Raw genomic sequence first — 19,754 nt, 5'->3', positions numbered from 1 at the left:
ACCATGCAAATTACACCAGAGGAAATCGCTGAAACGCTTGCGATGGTGAGCAAGCAGCATTTGGATATCCGCACCATCACGCTCGGCTTGAATCTGCGCGGTTGCACGCACGAAGATGTAAATACGATCGCCACTAAGGTCTACGACCGTCTTACCACGGCTGCTGAGCACCTGGTTCCCACCGCTGACCAGCTGGAGCGCGAATATGGTATCCCTATCGTGAACAAACGCATCTCCGTTACACCTATTGCTGAGATCTGTGCGGCATGCACGGCCAGCGACCTTTCCCCTATCGCTCGTGCGATGGACAAAGCTGGTAAGGAAGTTGGCGTTGATTTCATCGGCGGTTTTTCGGCGCTCGTGCACAAGGGAGCATCGGCAGCAGACCACAAGCTGATGGATTCCATCCCCGAAGCGCTTGCCACCACTGATCGCGTGTGCGCATCGGTCAACGTTGGCTCTACGCGTGCTGGCATCAACATGGATGCCGTGTTCAAGATGGCAAGCATCATCAAACAAGCGGCAGAAGCGACCAAGGATCGTCAGTGCATCGGTGCTGGTAAGCTGGTGGTTTTCTGCAACGCTGTTGAAGACAACCCCTTCATGGCGGGAGCTTTCCACGGTTCTGGCGAAGCCGATTCGGTGGTGAACGTGGGCGTTTCGGGCCCAGGCGTGGTGAATGCTGTTCTACGCGACATCCCCCAGGATGCCGACCTGACCAGTATCGCTGAAGCGATCAAAGCAACTGCATTCAAGATCACGCGCGCAGGCGAACTGATCTCGCGCGAAGCCAGTAAGCGCTTGGGTGTTGAAAAGGGCATCCTCGATCTTTCGCTTGCCCCCACCCCTGCAGAAAGCGATTCAGTGGCCGAGATCATCGAGGCTATCGGCGTTGGTCAGTGTGGCGGCCCTGGCACCACGGCGGCGCTTGCGATGCTCAATGACGCCGTGAAGAAGGGTGGCGTTATGGCGTCGTCTTCCGTTGGTGGTCTTTCGGGCGCGTTCATTCCCGTCTCCGAAGACGCAGGCATGATCAAGGCAGCAGAAGACGGTGCGCTCACCATCGAGAAGCTCGAGGCAATGACCTGCGTATGCTCGGTCGGTTTGGATATGATCGCGGTTCCAGGCGATACCTCGGTCGAAACGATCTTCGGCATCATCGCAGATGAATGTGCTATCGGCATGATCAACAACAAGACCACCGCTGTGCGCTTGATCCCTGCGATCGGTCTGGGTGTGGGCGACCAACTCGACTTCGGCGGCCTACTAGGCTACGCACCTGTGATGCCCGTGAATCAATTCGCTGGCACCGTGTTCGCGCATCGAGGCGGCCGCATGCCTGCACCCCTTAACTCGCTGAAGAACTAATTGGGTCTTCCAGAGGCCTCGGCTGCAGGATAAGGGCCCATAACTTACCCGTTGCGCTGTTCGCCTTCGGCTCATGCGCTCCACTGCCTCATGCATTGTTTACACGAACCCGCTTTGGCGGGTTCTGTCTTTTCAAGATAGTGTTCAGAGTAAGTTCTGCACCCTTACCCTACAACCGAAGAACCAAGCACGATTTAAAAAGCGAGCAATTCGGGGCCCAGTCTGGAGTGAACAGTTAGTAGGTGGCATAGACGAGGTATTCGATGTTGCCGTTGGCGCCTCTGATGGGCGATTCGATGGTTCCCCGAATATGGAACCCCTCAGCCACCAGGGCATCTTCCACTTCCCTCACCACGCGCTGGCGGACGGATTCGTCAACAACGATACCACCTTCGGTCTCGCCTTGCTGGCTTTCGAATTGCGGTTTGATGAGTCCCAGGAAGATGGTGTTCGGATAAGAGAGCGCAGCGAATACTGGCGCGAGCGATGCCATGCCGATGAAGCTCAGGTCGCATACGATGATGTCGAAGGGCGCACCCAAGTCTTCTGGAGAAGCCAGACGGATATTCGTACGCTCGAACACCGCCACGCGTGGATCTTGACGAACCTTCCATGCAAGCTGGCCGTAATTCACGTCAACGCACGTTACTTCAGCGGCACCAGCCTGAAGCAAGCAATCCGTAAAACCACCGGTTGAAGAGCCAATGTCGATGCAACGCTGACCTTCCACGATCACGCCGAACGCATCGAGCGCTCCTTGCAACTTATGACCACCGCGTGAAACGAACTGTCGCGCGTTCTTCACGAAGATATCAGCATTAGGCGCGACCTTCAGCGCAGCACTTGACACATAGACATCATCCACGCGCACCTCACGCGCGATGACCGCACGCAGCGCAGCATCTACATCAGGAAAGAACCCCTGTTCAACAAGTATTTCATCTAGACGTTGCTTCTTCATAAGAACGAGCAGCTAAGCTGAAAGGTCGCTAGGAATGCCGCCTTCATCCACGATGCGCAAGAATTGGCGTTCGGTAAGGATCGGTACACCCAGGTCCTCAGCCTTGGTGCGCTTCGATCCAGCGGCTTCACCGCAGACCACATAGCTGGTCTTCTTCGAAACACTGCCAGAGACCTTTGCGCCCAGCGCTTTGAGCTTCTCGCCTGCTTCGTCGCGCGTAAGGCCTGACTCGACCAAACTGCCCGTAAGTACGAAGGTAAGACCCTCGAGAGGTTGCTCCCCTACTTCGGCTGCCTCTTCAGCAAGCGGAAAACCTTCCGCTTTCAAACGAGCGATGACCTGCTGATTCGTTTCATTCGCCAAAAAAGAATGAACGCTTTCTGCTATCACTTCACCAATACCAGGAATGGCCGAAAGCTCTTCAACGCTGGCCTGCGTCAGCGCCTCGATGGAAGGATAAGCCTTCACCAACATCTCCGCCGTGGTCTTGCCCACGTGGCGAATGCCCAAACCGAAGAGCACGCGTGCAAAGGGGCGCTCCTTCGATCCATCGATAGCTTCTTTCAGTTTATGGCCAACCGTTTCGCCAAGCACGATAGGTTCGCCCTCTTTATTCACGCGATCCATGTACAAGTTCGTAAGATCAGCCTCTGAGAGCGTGTAATAATCCGCTACATCGCGTACCTTGCCCGTTGCGAGCAAGCGCCCCACGATCTCTTCACCCATTCCTTCGATATCGAGCGCGCCGCGGCTTGCCCAGTGCAGCAGACGTTCCTTAGCCTGAGCAGGACAATCGAGCGAAACACAGCGATAGACCGCTTCGCCCTCTTCACGAACGACCGGCGAACCACAGCTTGGGCAGAGCGTGGGCATCTGCCACGGCTGAGCGTCAGCTGGGCGCAACGAAAGGATCGGCCCTAAGACCTCAGGTATGACATCGCCCGCCTTGCGCACGATGACCGTGTCTCCGATACGCAGGTTCTTACGCTCGATCTCGTCGCTATTATGCAGCGTTGCGCGCGCCACCACTGAACCAGCAACGCGAACTGGATCGAGCTCTGCCACAGGCGTGAGCGCGCCCGTGCGACCAACCTGGATGGTGATATCGCGCAAAAGCGTGGTCTTCTCTTCAGGCGGGAACTTGTAAGCAATGGCCCAACGCGGCGCACGCGCCGTGAAACCAAGTTCGTGCTGCTGGGCGAACGAATCGAGCTTCACCACCACGCCATCGATCTCATAGGCTAGGCTATCGCGCATCTCAAGGCAGTGCTTGCAGAAATCGAGTACTTCTTTGCGCGTCTCGCAACGCTTGACGTCAGGATTCACGTGGAAACCACAGCTCTTGAGCCATTCGAGCAGCTCCCATTGCGAAGTGGCCCGGATCTGAGCATCGTTGCCGATAGCATAGATGAACGTGGACAGGTCGCGATCAGCGGTAACGTGGTAATCCTTCTGACGAAGGCTTCCCGCTGCAGCGTTGCGCGGATTCGCGAAGGCCGGCTTGCCTTCTTTTTCCGCCTGCAGATTGAGCTTCTCGAAGCTTGCTTTGGACATGTAGATCTCGCCGCGCACTTCGATGGGTACGTCCACATCCACAATGCCCTGAAGCCCCGCTTTCGAAAGCTGCAGCGGCACATCGCGCACCGTGCGCACATTCACGGTAACATCTTCGCCGGTAGTGCCATCGCCACGCGTGGCAGCCGTTACGAGCGAGCCGTGGTCGTAGGTGAGCGCAATAGAAGAACCGTCGATCTTCAGCTCGCACACCACGGGCACGAAGCGGCCGAAATGGGCCTCCATACGGTCCATCCAGGCCTCGAGTTCTTCAAGGTCGAGCGCATTATCGAGCGAATACATGCGCTCGGCATGGCGCACAGGATCGAACTGCGTTGCGACCGCGCCACCAACGCGCTGCGTAGGAGAAGCAGGATCGAAGAACTGCGGATGTTGCTTCTCTAGCTTGTCCAGGTCGCGCAGGAGCGAATCGAATGCCGCATCTGATATTTCAGGCGCATCCTTCACATAGTAGAGATAGCTATGATGCTCGATCTCATCGCGGAGTTGCTGGATACGCTGATGGATCTGCTGTTGGTCTCCAGTGTTCTGTGCTGAATCGGCCATAGCGCGCTGCTGCTCCCCTATTTAATCCAATAGTTCAAGATAAGACTTGATCGCAACGGGCAGCGCTTCGATGACATCTTCAGCGCACACGCTCACTTCGGTCATAGCATCTGCCACGATCTTGGCAGCATCAGCGTGAAGCGAAACGCCCAGATAGGAAGCCCCGAAGGGCTCCACGCCCTGAGCGAGCAAACCACCGATGATGCCTGCGAGCACATCACCCGTGCCAGCCTTCGCCAAAGCTGGCGTGCCGCCTTCGAACACCTCGGTGCGCTTGCCATCAGAGACAACGGTGATGGGGCCCTTCAGCACGACGATGGCCTGGTACGCCTGAGCGAACTGTGCCGCAGCATCCATCAAATTATCGGGGGTGATATCGCTTATCGCGATCAAGCGCGCCGCTTCGCCATGATGTGGCGTGAGCACGGTGGTTCGACCCATCGCAGCACGCTCCAAGATAAGCTCACGGCCTTCATCGGTAGCCATGATGGTAAGAGCGCCACCATCGAGCAAGAGCGGATGCTTGACGTCCTTCACGGCCTTCACGCACAGGTCATGCGCAACAGCATCGTTCACATCAAAGCCAGGACCAGCCACAACAGCACCATGATGCTCGACAGGGATAACATAGCCCGGATTGCAAGAATCAAAGGAACGCACCACCAGAGACGGCCTACGCACCTGCAGCAACATCTCGTTGACCTTAGCGGTGAACACCTCGGTATACCCTGCGCCCATGTATTGAGAAGCCCATGAGGCGAGCAATGCAGCACCAGGATACGGCGTAGAACCCGCGATGACCGCGCACTTACCGCGCGAGTACTTGTTCGCATCTGGCGCAGGAACGGGAATGAGATTTGCAAGGTCTTGCTGAGTGAACATAGGTCCCCCTCGTTGGTCGGTTTTCGAACTATAGCGTGTCAAGCATCGAGCGCACTTCTTTGAACTGACGATGCAGTTCTTGGAGCGGGTCTTCTTGCTTGGGTTTCTCTTCTTCGTCGCGCACGAGCGCAAGCGCGCACGCTACCGCATCATTTTGCGTATAGGAAAGCGAAAGCGGAATGTCCTTGATGTCGAGCTCCTTAGCCTTTTCGGCTGCGCGACGATAGAGCTTGATCTGCGGTTTTCCCTTGGAATTCAGCACCACTTCAACATCGCGAACGCCAATGCCTTCGGCAAAGCCCGTGCCAAGCGCTTTGAGCACGGCCTCCTTAGCCGCGAAGCGCGTTGCATAATGGCATTCTGGACGCGCGGTCTTTTCGCAATAGGCTCGTTCGTCTTCGGAGAATACGCGCTGCTTGAAATTGGGCGTACGTTCGAGGATGGAGCGCATGCGATCGATCTCGACGATATCAACGCCGATCGAATGCGGGCTTTCCAGGCTGATGCTGTCGTCGAAGTTCTGCGCGACTTGCTCAGCCACCGAAGCATTATCCTGCGCTTCTGGTGTCTCCACCTCGACCGACTGCGCCACTGCTGCGCTCACTTCATCCTTCACGTTGTTCATCGTATCCGTGCCCACTATTCCACTGTGACGGATTTCGCCAGGTTACGCGGCTGGTCGACATCGCAACCGCGATTGACCGCTACCGCACGTGCCAGCAGCTGCAACGGCACGCTGGCTGTGATGGGCATGAAGCTATCGCGCACGCGTGGGATATAGATGACCTGGTCGGCAACCTTCTGAATGTCGGTATCGCCTTCGGTGGCGATAGCGATGATGGCTGCGCCGCGCGTCTTCGACTCTTCCAGATTCGAGATGGTCTTGTCATACGTGGGGCTCTGCGTTGCCACTGCCACCACAGGGAATCCTTGCTCGATCAAAGCGATCGGACCATGCTTCATCTCGCCCGCTGGGTAAGCTTCAGCGTGCACGTAGCTGATCTCTTTCATCTTCAACGCGCCTTCATGACAGGTGATAGAGGCCAGGTCACGGCCAATATAGAATGCAGAGCTCTTGCCTTCGAACAAGCGTGCCGCTTCCTCGATGGCTTCAGTATTCTGCAGGATATCCTCGATCTGCTCGGCAGTGTCTGCCAGTTCAGCGAACAGCAAACGAGTCTGTGCAAGATTCAACTTGCCCTTCACGCGTCCGAGCATCAATGCCATGAGCGTAAGGCTTACCACCTGGCCGATGAACGACTTGGTCGAAGCCACTGCGATCTCTTTGTTCGCCTTCGTATAGATGACGCCGTCGGATTCGCGCGCCACGGGAGAGCCGATAACGTTAGTGATGCCGAACACCTTCGCACCGCGAATGCGCGCATCGCGAATGGCCGCCAGCGTGTCAGCTGTTTCACCCGACTGGGACACTGCCACCACCAGCGTAGTTGGCGTGATGATGGGATTGCGATAGCGGAATTCGGAAGCCACTTCCACTTCAGTAGGAATGCGCGCCCACGTCTCGATCAGGTTCTTCGCGATAAGGCCCGCATGATAGCTGGTGCCACAACCGATGATATAGACGCGGTCCACGAAATTCAGCTCCTGGCGCGTAAGGCTCAGTTCGTCGATGACTATCTCTTGGCCCGACATACGGCCCGCAAGCGTATCGCGCACCACGCGCGGCTGCTCATGGATCTCTTTGAGCATGAAGTCAGGGTAGCCGCCGCGTTCAGCCACATCGATATCCCAATCCACATGGGTGACCTCAGGCTCGATGGGCTTGCCCAAGCGGTTGAAATACGTCACACCATCAGGGGTTGCTACCGCGAATTGATTATCCTCAAGGATGACCACGTCACGGGTTGCACGCACGATGGCCACGATGTCGGATGCCACATAGGAACCGGTTTCGTCCGACCCGATGACGATGGGAGAATCCTTGCGCGTAATAACGATCTTGCCGGGCTCTTCAGCGCACATCACAGCAATGCCGTAAGCGCCCACCAGCATGCTCGATGCTTCCTGGACCGCCTGGAGCAAATCGCCACGATACAGGTCTTCGACCAGGTGAGCAACTACTTCAGTGTCCGTGTCGGAAGAGAAGGTATGGCCTTTGAGCGTAAGGTCTTCGCGCAATTCGTTGAAATTCTCGATGATGCCGTTATGCACCACCGCGATATTGTCAGAACAGCTGGTATGAGGATGCGCATTGCGCTCACTCGGCGCACCATGGGTTGCCCAGCGCGTATGACCGATGCCGCACGTACCCGTGCAATCGCTTTCGCCGAGCGCCGCCACCAGTTCAGCAACTTTGCCCTGTCGGCGAACGACCTCGATATCTTTTCCATCAAAAACTGCGATGCCAGCTGAATCGTAACCACGGTATTCGAGATGCTGCAAACCATCGATAAGGATGCCTTTTGCCTGCTGCGATCCCGTATAACCAACAATTCCACACATACAGAGAACTCCTTATGTTTGAACTATGGCTATTCTACAATACCCTCCCCGCGCGATGTGTGAACACGAGGTGAAGGGCCCAAATCCTAAACAAACAAAACAAATCCCTCGCCTGAACCAGGCCGCATCAAGGATGGAAACAAACGCGTCCCGGACACTTTGGGGACGGGTTCAAATCGGAAGTCTTTTGGGGTGCTGCGGCTGCAAGGTAAGGGTGCATAATTTACCCGCTACCCTGTTCGCCCTTCGGGCTCATGCGGTCGCTCTCCAGTTTTGTTTACACGAACCCAGCTTAGGCTGGGTTCTATCTTTTAGATTTGCTATGCGAAGTAAATTCTGCGCCCTTACCTCACATCCGCAGCACCGCGCACGCGTACGGTGAGCCTGTCCCCGTTTTGTCCAGGACAGTTTTGGACCTGTCCCCCACCTTATAAAAAAAGAACCCAGCAGTAGCTGGGTTCCGTAAGATGCATGAAGCAGTGAAGTGCCTTGAAAGACTACGAACTAGGAACGCTCCTCGATGGTGATCTTAGCGTTCTCCAGCGCCCAATCAGCCGCCTTCATACGCGAAGCTCCTTCCTTCAGCAGGAACGCGCGACCCGCAGTCTGCATCTGGTCGAAGATATCCTCTTCCTGACCAGGAGCCATAGCAGTAAGCGTTGCCTTCAGATCGGGAACGGTAACTTCCAGATCTTCATGACGGAAGATCGCATCGAGCACCAAGCCCTGGATGAGCTGAGCGCGCGCCTGAGTAGCCAGCGATGCACGGATCTGCTTCTCGTCAGTCTTCTGCTCAAGCATGAAATCCATGAGCGTACGACCCTGCTTCGCCAGATCAAGCTTGAACGCCTCGAGCATATCGGTGGTCATCGCGTCGATCATCTTCTCAGGGATGTCGCCATCGAAGCGTTCAGCATAAGCGCTGAGCACCGCATTCATCTTCGCGGATTCAAGCTGCTCTTCCTTCACCTTTTCTGAAGTTGCGCGGAACTGCGAGCGCAGCTCTTCAACGCTCTCGACACCCATACCCTTGAGGTTCTTCACTACCCATTCATCGGTGACCTCGGGGATGATAGTCTCTTCCTCGCCCGTTTCAGGGTCGACCTTCACAGTAGCGAACTGGCTGGCCAGCATCTGCAACTGGATGTCGATATCCTGCTCGGTCACATCGAGCGGCGCGAGCACGGAAACTTCCACTGAGTCATAGCTGGAAAGCTCATATTCAGGCTTTGCCAAGATAGTGACGTTGAAAGTGAATTCCTTGCCCTCTTCAGGGTCTGCATCCGCATGCACATCGGAAGAGGTCATAGGGATGATGTCTGCTTCCTGAAGAGCGAACGGGATAAGATAGCTGATCACCGCAGAGGAGACCGCATCGCGTGCCTCTTCAGGGCTCATAGCGTTATAGATCTTCTGAAGCGACGTTTCGCCTTCGAGCTTGTCAAGCTGGAACTGGTTGATGAACACATCCAGACCATCAGCGAAAGCGCGATCGACTTCCTCGGGCGAAGCAGTGATAGCGAGTTCGATCTCGCTATCCACTTCGTTGACTTTTTCGACCTTCATTAGCGAGCCTTCTTCGCGATCTCAACCAGAGCAGCGAATGCCTGGGGATCGTTGATAGCCATGTCAGAGAGCACCTTACGGTCGAGCTCGACACCAGCCTTCTTCAAGCCGTCCATGAATACGGAATAAGAAAGACCGTTCATACGAGCAGCAGCATTGATGCGGGTGATCCACAGACGACGGATCTCGCGCTTCTTGTTGCGGCGATCGCGATAGGCGTACTGGAGCGAGTGCTGGACCTGCTCTTTAGCAGCACGATAGGAACGGGACTTTGCACCGTAGTAACCCTTTGCGCGGTTAAGGACGGTGCGACGTTTCTTATGCGCAGAAACAGCGCGCTTTACACGAGGCATGATATCCTCCCTTACTTATTACGTGGGCTCGCTTAGCGAAGACCAAGATTACGTGCGATTACTTTCTGATCAGCGGTGGAAACTTCGGTCTCATGACGGAAGTTACGCTTACGCTTTTGGCTCTTTTTGGTCATGATGTGAGACTTATAAGCCTTAGCACGCATGATCTTGCCAGATCCGGTCACGCGAAAACGCTTTGCGGTGCCGGAATGAGTCTTCATCTTAGGCATTATTCATCCTTTCCTTTTTCATCCTTCTTCTTGACCGTTGCAGGCAACGGAGCGATGAGCATATGCATGTTGCGACCTTCCATCTTCGGCTGGTTCTCGATGACCGCAACATCTTTCAGATCGTCAGCAAGACGCTCGAGAATGGTCAGACCCTGTTCGGGGTGAGACATCTCACGTCCGCGGAACATGATGGTGATCTTCACCTTGGAGCCAGCCTCCAAGAAACGCAGCACGTGCTTCTTCTTGGTGGTGTAGTCGCCAATGTCGATCTTCGGACGGAACTTCATTTCCTTGGTTTCGACCTTGCTTTGGTTCTTGCGAGCCTGCTTTGCCTTGATAGCCTGGTCATACTTGAACTTGCCATAGTCCATGATGCGGCAGACTGGGGGCTCAGCTTGGGGGGCAATCTCGACCAAATCGTAGCCCTCGTCATCAGCGATGCGCTGGGCCTGCTCAACAGGATAGATGCCCATCTGGGTTCCGTCGTATGCGATAAGACGGCACTCTTTGGCGCGAATCTCGTCGTTGAGCCTTGGTTCTTGAGCTGCTATTGCTCCCACCTCCTTTTTTCTTCTTCGTATAACGCGTTTGGGAATACGCGCTTTGAAACGTTTCGTGCAAAACAAAAGCCTGCACACGGCAGGCCACAAGAATATCGATCCTTATCGAACGCTATTCGCATGACCCATCAGCTAGATGCCGAACCAGGTGAGGCCTGTGCCTACTTGTGTTTTACAGCTTGGAAAGCTTACCACACCTGCACGTGAATACGTGCGACTTTCGGGTAAATTTTAGGAATCAACGGAATTGATCGATACGTGAACGGTGCGAACGGTATCCGCCAAGTTGTTCGACTCGATCGCTTGCGTATAGTCGTAGTCAAGGAACACGCTCCATTCGAAGGGCGTACCCGCTTCATCACTTCCCGTGCCCATGAACTGATAGCGCTCTTCTGTGGTGGTCTTTCCACTGGAATCGTAGAGCGCATACTTCTCGCGCGCGGGAGCGGTGATGGGGTTCGGCTCATAAGTGCTCAGCCCTGCCCCTACCAGCAACCGCCCGATAAGATCCGCGTCGTTGACGATCTGATCGAAGGGCAGACTAGCGCACGAAAGATCGTTGATGTTGATGCGGTAGCTCGCCTGAACGATGCGCCCGCTGCGATCAAGGTAGAGATACGTCAACGCCGCACCTGTGTCCAATGTTGCGCTCTCTTCTCCCAGCAGCACCGTTACTTCAGTAAGGCCACCCGCCACCAGCTTCGATTCGCCATCGATCTCAGCACCATGGCCGATGCGCTCCAGGGCCTGGTCAAGATTACAGCCGATGAGCTCTGTAAGCTGGACCACTTCGATGGGGTCGGTGTCGTAATATCCTTCTTTTTCAGCCTCTTCGAGCGCCTTCTCTTCGGCCTCGACCTCTGCCTGAGCGGAATGGGAGGTGAGTGTTTCTTGAGGCGTAGCAACGAGCGCGACCACGAGAGCCACGAGCACCACCGCAAGCGCCACGATAACGCCCACAAGGATCTTCGTTGTCTGTTTCTTGGTCGGTTGCATAGCTCTATCTTATCTAAGGATCGTGCGTGCGAGTCGAAAGATTCGCGCCAGGGTCTAAGCGCCAGGGTCTAAAGTCCTAAGATCCCCTTAGGATCGAGGATCATCTTAGGAAGTTGAAGTAGATGACGAAGACCACGATGACCGCGATCAAGCACGCGATGATAACCGCCTGCATGCGCCTGAACGGAACTTCATCATCTTCGGCGTTACTGGGCTCTGCAGAGGACTGGGTTTTGGCCTTGGGTTGAGGCTTTGACCAGGCAACTGCAGATACCGCGATATCATCCTCTTCGAACTGAGTCTCGATCGGGGCTTCAGCCTGTGCAACTAGCTGCGCAGGGTCAGACGAACTGCCCACAGATGCGCCCTTTTGTGCCGCATTCGAAGCTGGAACGTCAGCCGCATCCGATACTGGTGCAGACTGCACCACGATGGTCTCTTCCCCATCGATGACGCTCCGTGTGGTGCGCACACCTATCTCTTCTTCGGTCGTGCCCGTATCAAGATCGATGAGCGAATACTTCTTTTGCTGGTCAGCCACGAATGTCCCCTTCGCCTGACTACTGGAAGGTTGCCTGAAGCGCATCGGCCAGCTTGTCGCCAGTCGCTCTTGCTTCTGCTTCGCTCGTACCCGTGGTGAACAGATACACCTTCATCTTCGGCTCGGTGCCACTTGGACGTACCACCACCTTGCAGCCATCGCTCAACACATATTCGAGCACGTTCGCGCGAGGAAGATCGCCCACGCCCTGCTGATAGTCGAGCGTTTCGGTAACGCTCATACCAGCAACTTCGTCCATGCCCTCTACGCGCAGGGTATCCATGATGTCTGCCATACGCTGTACGCCTGCTGCGCCTTCGAAGGTGAACGAAAGCGTGCGATTATGATGGAAGCCATGCTTCTTGTACAGATCCTGCATGGCCTGGTAAAGATTCTTGCCTTCTTTGCGATAGAAACGCGCCATCTGGCAGATGAGCATCGATGCCACGATAGCGTCCTTATCGCGTGCGTGGCTGCCCGCCAGGTAGCCATAGCTTTCCTCGAAACCGAAGATGAAACGATCCAGCTCATCAGCCTCTTCGAGCTTCGCCTGGATACCGCCGATGTACTTGAAGCCAGTAAGGACGCGCTTCACTTCGACCCCGTATTCCGCTGCAATAGGATCGACGATGCTGGTGGAAACGATGGTGGTCACCGCAACAGGGTTCGCGGGCATCTTACCCAGCGCCAAACGCATGCGGCAGATGTAGTCGAAGAGCAGCGCACCCGTTTCATTGCCCGTGAGCAGCTGATAATCGTTGCCGTCCTTCACCGCAATGCCAACGCGATCGGCATCAGGGTCGGTTGCCAACAACAGGTCGGGCTGGACCTGTTCGCAGAGCGCAATGCCGCGCTCGAGCGCTTCGCGGATCTCGGGATTGGGATAGGGGCACGTGGGGAAATTGCCATCGGGATAAGCCTGTTCGCCCACGATATAGACATCACGGATGTTGATGCGCTCGAGGATGCGGTTCACGCATTCCAGGCCCGTACCATTGAGCGGCGTATAGACTAAGCGCAAGCTACCCGCTTCATCAGCGGGTTCGAGGCTCTGCTCATAGACCGCGTCAAGATAAGCATCGAGCACTTCTTCGTTGATGTAGCGAACCAAGCCGCTTTCGATAGCAGCATGGAAATCCATCGTGCGAACGCTCTCGAACACGTCCACTTGCTCGATCGCAGCGGTGATGGCATCCGCGATAACATCGGTTATCTGGCAGCCGTCAGGACCATAGACCTTATACCCGTTGTATGCGCTGGGGTTATGGCTCGCCGTAACGTTGATGCCAATAGCACAACCCAGATAGCGCGTGGCGAACGAAAGCGCTGGTGTGGGCTCCAAGCGTGAATACAGGTGCGACTTGATACCGTTAGCCGCCAAGACGCTGGCTGCTGTTTCGGCGAACAAGCGCGAATTGATGCGCGAATCGAAGCAGATCGCCACCGTGCCGTCTGCTCCAACATTGTTCTTGATATAGTCAGCGATGCCTTGCGTGGCCTTGCCCACGGTATAGATGTTCATGCGATTGGTGCCTGCGCCCAGCACGCCGCGCAAGCCGCCAGTGCCGAATTCGAGCTCCTGGAAGAACGCATCTTCGATAGCCGTTTCATCCCCCGCTGCCTTCATGGCCGCAAGCTCTGCTGCCAAGATGGGGTCGGTAACCTTTTCACACCAACGGTTGAATTCGCTCTGGAGATCCATGGTCGTTTCTGTTCCTTCGTCTCGTTCGATCTGTTTGCGGCGCGCCGTTCTTCCAAACTCGGGCATTCTGCACTGCTCAGGCATCTTTACTCCGGTTGAGCGTTTCTGCCCCGCTGAATGCCTCTGCCTCGCTGGGGCACCTCCGCCCCGCTCGGGCACATCTGCCCTGCTTGGGAATTTAGGAATTCCAGCAAGAACCTGCACGTCCGCGCGTATTTTTTCGTATTGAGAAGTATACGCTAAGTTGGTTTTCTCACGATTCATAAACAATATATCGTGCAAATTTGTAAGGTACTAGTAATTTCCTACTAAAATGATATGATTTATGCTCTCATGGCGCTCGAAACGCACCACAAGCAAGTAACCGCAGCGAAACGAACTGCGGGAGCGCTTGCGAACCTGCTATAGTGACCATGAGGTTTTTTGACGAACAACAGGCATCTTTCAAGAGGAGAAAACGTGCTTGAATTGAAGGACATCGTCTTCGAGGTTCCCGTGACGGAAGGCTCGAGCGAAACGAAACGAATCATCGATGGCATCTCACTTTCCATCGATACTGATAAGTTCGTGGTCATCACTGGCCCTAACGGCGGTGGTAAATCCACGCTGGCCAAGTTGATCATGGGCATCGAAAAGCCCACATCGGGCAAGATCATCTTCAAGGGCCAGGACATCACCAACCTGCCCATCACCGAACGTGCGCGCCTTGGTATTGGCTATGGCTTCCAACAGCCTGCGCGCTTCAAGGGCATGAAGGTGAAGAAGTTGCTGGAACTGGCTGCAGGCAAGCGCCTTCCCATGCTGGCGTGCAACGAATACTTGAGCGAAGTAGGTCTGTGCTCTGCGAACTACCTTACCCGCGAAGTGGACAAGAGTCTCTCGGGCGGCGAACTGAAGCGTATCGAGATTGCCACGGTCCTGGCCGCCAACCCCGACCTGGCCATCTACGACGAACCTGAGGCTGGCATCGACCTGTGGAGCTTCGACCGCCTCACGCAAACGTTCGAAGAACTCTATAAGCAAGAGAACGGCAAGTCGATCATCATCATCTCCCATCAGGAGCGCATCATCGAACTGGCGGACGAGATCGTCTGCTTGCGCGATGGCAAGATCGAATCGCAGGGCACTGTGGAAGAGATCCTGCCTCAGTTGGGTCTTTCGGCGAAGAGCAACTCTTATTGCTCCTTCACCGAGCCACCTGACCTACACTTGACCGAGATCTCTACGAATTGTTAGGAGCATCAAAATGGCTGTTGATCTTTCACCTATCGATGCTGATCTGCTGAAAACGCTCACCGATGTTCACGGTATTCCCGATGGCGCATATAACATCCGCAAGGATGGCGAACTGCTCACGCGCAGCTCTTCAGCGAACATCGAGATAGCTACCAAGACCGACAACCCTGGTATCGACATCTTCATCAAAGAAGGCACCAAGGGCGAAAAGGTCTATATTCCTGTGATCATGTCCAAGGCGGGCATGACCGACGTGGTCTATAACACCTTCCACGTGGCCGATGATTGCGACGTTACCATCATCGCGGGCTGCGGCATCCATAACGATGCGCACGAAAAAGCCGAGCACGATGGCATCCATACCTTCAACATCGGTAAGAATTCGCGCGTGAAATACATCGAGCGCCATTACGGCGAAGGCACGGGCGATGGTGAGCGCGTGCTGAACCCCGTTACCAAGGTGTACATGGATAGCGATTCTTACTGCGAGATGGAGCTTTCCCAGATCGGCGGCGTTACATCCACTCAGCGCGACACCGATGCTGAAGTGGGTGCGGGCTCGAAGCTGGTGCTTTTGGAGAAGCTGCTCACCAATGGTGATCAGGTGGCTGTTTCTAACATGAAGGTTGAGCTGAAGGGCGAAGATTCCAGCGTGCAGGTCATCTCGCGCAGCGTTGCGCAGGATAATTCCAAGCAAACCTTCAATCCGCTGGTCATCGGTGAAGCACCCTGCAATGCACATGTGCAGTGCGATGCCATCATCATGGGCAACGCCACCGTTACCGCTATTCCGGGCATCGAAGCGGCGCATGAAGACGCGCAGCTGGTGCACGAAGCCGCCATCGGCAAGATCGCGGGCGACCAGATAACCAAACTGATGACGCTGGGCCTTACCGAAGAAGAAGCCGAAGCCGAGATCCTCGACGACTTCCTTTCATAAGTAGACAATTTGGGGGCGTAGCCCTTTTTGTCCACACATGCCGTTTTGGGGACGGGGGCGGAACTGTCCCACATGAAGCCGCTATCGGGACGAATCGGGGGCGGGAGCGAAAGTGTCACAAAAGCATCCGGGACGCTTTTGCCTCCGTCCCCTTTTAAATCACACCGCGTTTCGAAGGCTCGCCAAAGCACTGGCGGGCCTTCGTTATAGTGAGGGCGTTGTTGAAGACGCATCAAGAAGGAGTCTCCGTGGCACAGGAAGAGATCATCATCAACGCTCCCAACACTGAAGCGCTCACCCCTGCGCAGGTCACGCAAAAAGCCGAAGATCTTGGCGTTACCAAGACCGAGATGTCGTTCGCGCGCAGCTTCATGCTCTCACTGATGGCCGGCGCCTTCATCTCCATGGGTGCGATGTTCTTCACCCTGGTGGTAGGTGACCCGAACCTTCCCTTCGCCATCCAACGCGTACTGGGTGGCTTCCTGTTCTGCCTTGGCCTTATCCTGGTGGTTGTTGCAGGTGCTGAACTGTTCACGGGCAACACCATGATAGTGATGACCGCTGCCAGCAAGCGCATCAAATGGTCCGCGGTCTGGAAGAACTGGATCGTGGTCTTCATCGGCAACTTCATCGGATCGCTCGTTATCGTAGGAATCGTATTCCTTTCCGAAATGCCCAACATGAACGGCGGCCAGGTGGGCCAGACTATGGTGAGCGTAGCTGCTGGCAAGATGAATGCTGGCTGGTTGGCGCTGTTTGCCAAGGGCATCATGTGCAACTTCCTGGTATGCCTGGGCGTTTGGATGGCCTACGCCTCGAAGACCGTCACCGATAAGATCTTGGCCGTTATCTTCCCCATCACCGCATTCGTTGCCTGCGGCTTCGAGCACTGCGTTGCTAACATGTTCTTCCTTCCCATGGGTGCGCTGCTCGCATCGCTTGGCATTGCCCCTGCTGGTATCGACCCCGCTACCGTGAATATGGTGGGCGCGCTCTACAATTGGTCTGCCACCGTGCCAGGTAACATCGTGGGCGGTGCCCTGTTCGTTGGGATGATGTATTGGTTCATCTACTCCAAGAAGAAGAACTAACTTTCTCGTGCACTATCGCTTAGCAAGCACTTCTAAAATCGCCTGAAAAATCTTCCTTCGCGTATTGACACCATCACTCCATTTGCTAACATATGAGCAGATGTTCATATGTTAGGACGTGAAATGGAAATCGAACACACCCATAACCATGAAGCTGCAGAGCATGCGCTCAAACACTTGAACGATGGCGAGATGCCCAACGAAGAATTGCTCTACGACCTGGCCGATCTGTTCAAGACCTTTGGTGATACCACCCGCATCAAGATCCTCTATGCCCTGATGAACGGTGGGCTCTTCGTTGGCGACATCGCCACCACCATCGGCGTTTCCCAGAGTGCGGTGTCTCATCAGCTGCGCGTGCTGAAACAAGCCCGCCTGGTCAAATTCACGCGCGACGGCAAGAACGTTACCTATTCCCTGGCCGACGATCATGTTTACACCATGCTCTTGCAGGGCCTTACCCATATTTGTGAATAAAGCGCTCCCGCGCAAAGAATCGTCCCTCTTTGAAAGGAACCCGTCATGAAGAAGTCCTACAAGCTCGAAAACCTCGGTTGCGCCAACTGCGCTGCACAGATGGAAGCTGACATCAACAGGCTCGACGGTGTAGAAAAAGCCCAGGTGGTATTCATGACCTCGAAGTTGAAGATCGAAACCTCTACCGACAACATCGAACCCATCCTGGACCAAGCGCAGAAGATCATCACCTCTTATGAAGACGACTGCGTGATCTTGGGTCGCTAAACCGCAACCAAACTGAGCCCACGCCAAGCCCTACCCCTCAAGGAACCATCATGAGCAAAAGAAAGAAAGAGATCATCCGCGTTGCCATAGGCGCTGCCTTGTTCGTAGCAGCTGTCATCACTGATGCGCTCGCAAGCCCTGCGCTCGAGCCGCTTCAGAGCGCGCTGCCCTACCCTTTCATCATGCTCGCTATCTTCCTAGTTCCTTATCTGGTGCTGGGCTACCCCGTGCTGGCCAAGGCTGCGCGAAACATCAAAGCTGGTCACATCTTCGACGAGAATTTCCTCATGTGCGTTGCCACCATCGGCGCGCTCTGCCTTGCTGAATTCCCCGAAGCTGTGGCGGTAATGCTCTTCTACCAGATCGGCGACCTGTTCGAAGACTACGCTGTGAACAAATCGCGCGATTCCATCAGCGAGATGATGGACATCTGCCCTGAACAGGCCTTCATCGAACGCGATGGCGAAATAGAATCCGTGAACCCCGACGAAGTAGAGGTCGGCACCGTTATCGTGGTGCGCCCAGGCGAGCGCGTACCGCTCGATGGCATCATCGTCGAAGGTGAGACCGAGCTGGACACCGCTGCCCTTACGGGTGAGTCGTTCCCGCGCAACGTATTCACGGGCGACACCATCGCTTCAGGCTCGATCAATCTTTCCAGCACCATCTACGTGAAGACCACCAAGGAATTCGACGACTCCACTGTCAGCAGGATCCTCGAGCTGGTCGAAGACGCAGCATCCGAAAAAGCACCGATGGAGAATTTCATCACGCGTTTCGCACGCTACTACACGCCCATCGTGTGCTTGCTCGCGTTGGTGATAGCCATCGTTCCGCCGTTCTTCACGAACTTCGAGTGGACCGACTGGATCCAACGCGCGCTGGTATTCCTGGTTGTTTCCTGCCCGTGTGCGCTGGTCATCTCTGTGCCGCTGAGCTTCTTTGGCGGCATCGGCGGCGCGTCGAAGAAGGGCATCCTGATCAAGGGAAGCAACTATCTCGAAGCGCTTTCCAAGGTGAAGACCATCCTGTTCGACAAGACGGGCACCATCACCAAGGGCACCTTCTCGGTCAGCCGCATTTCGCCAGTAGGCATCAGCTCCGAAGAGCTGCTGCGCATCGCCGCTATGGCTGAGGCTTACTCGAACCACCCCATTGCGCTTTCCATTCGCAAGGAACATGAAGCACCGCTCGATCTGGACCTGGTAAGCGAGACTACCGAGATCGCAGGTCAGGGCATCCGCTGCATCATCGACGGCCAGGTAGTGTTAGCAGGCAATGCCCGCCTGATGGAAGCCAATGGCATCGATGCGGCTATGAACGATACCAAGACCACCGTGTTACATGTGGCTGTCGATGAGGTTTACCGCGGCTCTATCGAGGTGGAAGACACCATCAAGGACGACTCGGTCTCGGCGCTGCAACGCATCAAGGAACTGGGCGTTCAGCGCACCGTTATACTCACAGGCGACCGTGAGGAAGTGGCGGCACACATCGCCAAGGTGGCAGGGCTGGACGAATACCATGCGGGATTGCTACCCGAAGGCAAGATAGACTTCCTGCGAAGCTATCTGGAAGCCGCTAAAAACGGCGAGAAGGTGGCGTTCGTGGGTGATGGCATCAACGATGCACCCGCGCTGATCCGTTCCGATGTGGGCATTGCTATGGGCGCTATGGGTTCTGACGCCGCTATCGAAGCGGCCGACGTGGTGTTCATGGACGACAAGCTCTCACGCTTGGCTGACGGCGTGAATATCTCGCGCAAGACCGTGCGCATCGTCTACCAGAACATCATCTTCGCGTTGGGTGTGAAGCTGCTGGTGCTGGTACTGGCTGCCTTCGGCTTAGCTAACATGTGGGAGGCGATCTTCGCTGATGTGGGCGTTTCCGTGATCGCCATCTTAAATGCCATGCGCACTCTGAAAGTAAAATAGACGGACAGTTTGGGGACGGGTCCCATTTTGTACCGGACACTTTGGGGACAGGCCGGAACTACCAAA

19 protein-coding genes are annotated in these 19,754 nt (G+C 55.4%); 7 read left to right on the top strand and 12 right to left on the bottom strand.

The genetic code is table 11. The features are described from left to right. Positions 1-3: 3 nt before the first annotated feature. The gene (locus tag NFR25_RS06855; RefSeq protein ID WP_251198507.1) at positions 4-1,368 is read left to right on the top strand and encodes a PFL family protein; all 1,365 of its coding nucleotides are present in this window, start codon (positions 4-6) and stop codon (positions 1,366-1,368) included. 235 nt (positions 1,369-1,603) lie between these two features. On the opposite strand, the gene NFR25_RS06850 is transcribed toward NFR25_RS06855, so the two are convergent. The 12 genes from NFR25_RS06850 to NFR25_RS06795 all read right to left on the bottom strand — a co-directional run bounded on the left by NFR25_RS06850 (position 1,604) and on the right by NFR25_RS06795 (position 13,743). After that, positions 1,604-2,329, bottom strand: a complete 726-nt coding sequence (locus NFR25_RS06850) for a TlyA family RNA methyltransferase (RefSeq protein ID WP_251198506.1) — start codon at positions 2,327-2,329, stop codon at positions 1,604-1,606. A gap of 12 nt (positions 2,330-2,341) precedes the next feature. Then, positions 2,342-4,450 carry an NAD-dependent DNA ligase LigA gene (ligA, locus tag NFR25_RS06845; RefSeq protein WP_251198505.1) on the bottom strand — a complete coding sequence of 703 codons (2,109 nt, stop codon included), beginning with the start codon at positions 4,448-4,450 and terminating at the stop codon, positions 2,342-2,344. Between the two features lie 21 nt (positions 4,451-4,471). Continuing rightward, the gene (locus NFR25_RS06840; protein WP_251198504.1) at positions 4,472-5,332 is read right to left on the bottom strand and encodes an NAD(P)H-hydrate dehydratase; all 861 of its coding nucleotides are present in this window, start codon (positions 5,330-5,332) and stop codon (positions 4,472-4,474) included. 28 nt (positions 5,333-5,360) lie between these two features. Next, complete coding sequence (gene acpS / locus NFR25_RS06835; RefSeq protein WP_251198503.1) at positions 5,361-5,972, bottom strand: holo-ACP synthase; 612 nt, start codon at positions 5,970-5,972, stop codon at positions 5,361-5,363. Continuing rightward, positions 5,972-7,795 carry a glutamine--fructose-6-phosphate transaminase (isomerizing) gene (gene glmS / locus NFR25_RS06830; RefSeq protein WP_251198502.1) on the bottom strand — a complete coding sequence of 608 codons (1,824 nt, stop codon included), beginning with the start codon at positions 7,793-7,795 and terminating at the stop codon, positions 5,972-5,974. The genes acpS and glmS overlap by 1 nt, the downstream gene beginning before the upstream one ends. A gap of 504 nt (positions 7,796-8,299) precedes the next feature. After that, entirely contained in the window at positions 8,300-9,361 is a 1,062-nt protein-coding gene (locus tag NFR25_RS06825; RefSeq protein ID WP_251198501.1) for a trigger factor, read from the bottom strand. After that, positions 9,361-9,714, bottom strand: a complete 354-nt coding sequence (gene rplT, locus NFR25_RS06820; RefSeq protein WP_251198500.1) for a 50S ribosomal protein L20 — start codon at positions 9,712-9,714, stop codon at positions 9,361-9,363. The genes NFR25_RS06825 and rplT overlap by 1 nt, the downstream gene beginning before the upstream one ends. 32 nt (positions 9,715-9,746) lie before the next feature. Further along, positions 9,747-9,944 carry a 50S ribosomal protein L35 gene (rpmI, locus tag NFR25_RS06815; protein ID WP_251198499.1) on the bottom strand — a complete coding sequence of 66 codons (198 nt, stop codon included), beginning with the start codon at positions 9,942-9,944 and terminating at the stop codon, positions 9,747-9,749. Beyond that, positions 9,944-10,504 (bottom strand): translation initiation factor IF-3, encoded by a 561-nt coding sequence (gene infC, locus NFR25_RS06810; protein WP_251198498.1) that lies wholly within the window; start codon positions 10,502-10,504, stop codon positions 9,944-9,946. Before infC ends, rpmI begins: the two co-directional genes overlap by 1 nt. Before the next feature lie 231 nt (positions 10,505-10,735). Beyond that, positions 10,736-11,500: a hypothetical protein gene (locus NFR25_RS06805; RefSeq protein ID WP_251198497.1), complete on the bottom strand. Its 765-nt coding sequence runs from the start codon at positions 11,498-11,500 to the stop codon at positions 10,736-10,738. A 100-nt stretch (positions 11,501-11,600) separates the two neighbouring features. Next, positions 11,601-12,041, bottom strand: coding sequence for a hypothetical protein (locus NFR25_RS06800; RefSeq protein ID WP_251198496.1), 441 nt, complete (start codon positions 12,039-12,041; stop codon positions 11,601-11,603). A gap of 19 nt (positions 12,042-12,060) precedes the next feature. After that, positions 12,061-13,743 carry a phospho-sugar mutase gene (locus tag NFR25_RS06795; protein WP_251198495.1) on the bottom strand — a complete coding sequence of 561 codons (1,683 nt, stop codon included), beginning with the start codon at positions 13,741-13,743 and terminating at the stop codon, positions 12,061-12,063. A gap of 459 nt (positions 13,744-14,202) precedes the next feature. Between NFR25_RS06795 and NFR25_RS06790 the strand changes: the two genes are divergently transcribed. The 6 genes from NFR25_RS06790 (at position 14,203) to NFR25_RS06765 (ending at position 19,688) form a co-directional block, all read left to right on the top strand. Then, positions 14,203-14,979 carry an ABC transporter ATP-binding protein gene (locus NFR25_RS06790; protein WP_251198494.1) on the top strand — a complete coding sequence of 259 codons (777 nt, stop codon included), beginning with the start codon at positions 14,203-14,205 and terminating at the stop codon, positions 14,977-14,979. 10 nt (positions 14,980-14,989) lie between these two features. Beyond that, positions 14,990-15,919: a SufB/SufD family protein gene (locus NFR25_RS06785; RefSeq protein ID WP_251198493.1), complete on the top strand. Its 930-nt coding sequence runs from the start codon at positions 14,990-14,992 to the stop codon at positions 15,917-15,919. Between the two features lie 248 nt (positions 15,920-16,167). Further along, complete coding sequence (locus tag NFR25_RS06780) at positions 16,168-17,010, top strand: formate/nitrite transporter family protein (RefSeq protein WP_251198492.1); 843 nt, start codon at positions 16,168-16,170, stop codon at positions 17,008-17,010. A 192-nt stretch (positions 17,011-17,202) separates the two neighbouring features. Further along, the gene (locus NFR25_RS06775) at positions 17,203-17,487 is read left to right on the top strand and encodes an ArsR/SmtB family transcription factor (protein WP_420840613.1); all 285 of its coding nucleotides are present in this window, start codon (positions 17,203-17,205) and stop codon (positions 17,485-17,487) included. 45 nt (positions 17,488-17,532) lie between these two features. After that, the gene (locus tag NFR25_RS06770; RefSeq protein ID WP_251198490.1) at positions 17,533-17,754 is read left to right on the top strand and encodes a cation transporter; all 222 of its coding nucleotides are present in this window, start codon (positions 17,533-17,535) and stop codon (positions 17,752-17,754) included. A 50-nt stretch (positions 17,755-17,804) separates the two neighbouring features. Further along, complete coding sequence (locus NFR25_RS06765; protein WP_251198489.1) at positions 17,805-19,688, top strand: heavy metal translocating P-type ATPase; 1,884 nt, start codon at positions 17,805-17,807, stop codon at positions 19,686-19,688. Positions 19,689-19,754: the final 66 nt, after the last annotated feature.

Source organism: Anaerotardibacter muris, from assembly GCF_943192915.1.
Taxonomy (GTDB): domain Bacteria; phylum Actinomycetota; class Coriobacteriia; order Coriobacteriales; family Eggerthellaceae; genus Anaerotardibacter; species Anaerotardibacter muris.
Note: the sequence above shows the minus strand (reverse complement) of the source record. Positions and strands in the feature narration are given on the sequence as shown.

Excerpts from the sequence above, each read along its gene's own strand:
- NFR25_RS06855 (WP_251198507.1), top strand. The coding sequence starts at position 4 with ATGCAAATTACACCAGAGGAAATCGCTGAAACGCTTGCGATGGTGAGC.
- NFR25_RS06850 (WP_251198506.1), bottom strand. The coding sequence starts at position 2,329 with ATGAAGAAGCAACGTCTAGATGAAATACTTGTTGAACAGGGGTTCTTT.
- ligA (WP_251198505.1), bottom strand. The coding sequence starts at position 4,450 with ATGGCCGATTCAGCACAGAACACTGGAGACCAACAGCAGATCCATCAG.
- NFR25_RS06840 (WP_251198504.1), bottom strand. The coding sequence starts at position 5,332 with ATGTTCACTCAGCAAGACCTTGCAAATCTCATTCCCGTTCCTGCGCCA.
- glmS (WP_251198502.1), bottom strand. The coding sequence starts at position 7,795 with ATGTGTGGAATTGTTGGTTATACGGGATCGCAGCAGGCAAAAGGCATC.
- NFR25_RS06825 (WP_251198501.1), bottom strand. The coding sequence starts at position 9,361 with ATGAAGGTCGAAAAAGTCAACGAAGTGGATAGCGAGATCGAACTCGCT.
- rplT (WP_251198500.1), bottom strand. The coding sequence starts at position 9,714 with ATGCCTCGTGTAAAGCGCGCTGTTTCTGCGCATAAGAAACGTCGCACC.
- rpmI (WP_251198499.1), bottom strand. The coding sequence starts at position 9,944 with ATGCCTAAGATGAAGACTCATTCCGGCACCGCAAAGCGTTTTCGCGTG.
- NFR25_RS06805 (WP_251198497.1), bottom strand. The coding sequence starts at position 11,500 with ATGCAACCGACCAAGAAACAGACAACGAAGATCCTTGTGGGCGTTATC.
- NFR25_RS06795 (WP_251198495.1), bottom strand. The coding sequence starts at position 13,743 with ATGGATCTCCAGAGCGAATTCAACCGTTGGTGTGAAAAGGTTACCGAC.
- NFR25_RS06785 (WP_251198493.1), top strand. The coding sequence starts at position 14,990 with ATGGCTGTTGATCTTTCACCTATCGATGCTGATCTGCTGAAAACGCTC.
- NFR25_RS06775 (WP_420840613.1), top strand. The coding sequence starts at position 17,203 with ATGCCCAACGAAGAATTGCTCTACGACCTGGCCGATCTGTTCAAGACC.
- NFR25_RS06770 (WP_251198490.1), top strand. The coding sequence starts at position 17,533 with ATGAAGAAGTCCTACAAGCTCGAAAACCTCGGTTGCGCCAACTGCGCT.
- NFR25_RS06765 (WP_251198489.1), top strand. The coding sequence starts at position 17,805 with ATGAGCAAAAGAAAGAAAGAGATCATCCGCGTTGCCATAGGCGCTGCC.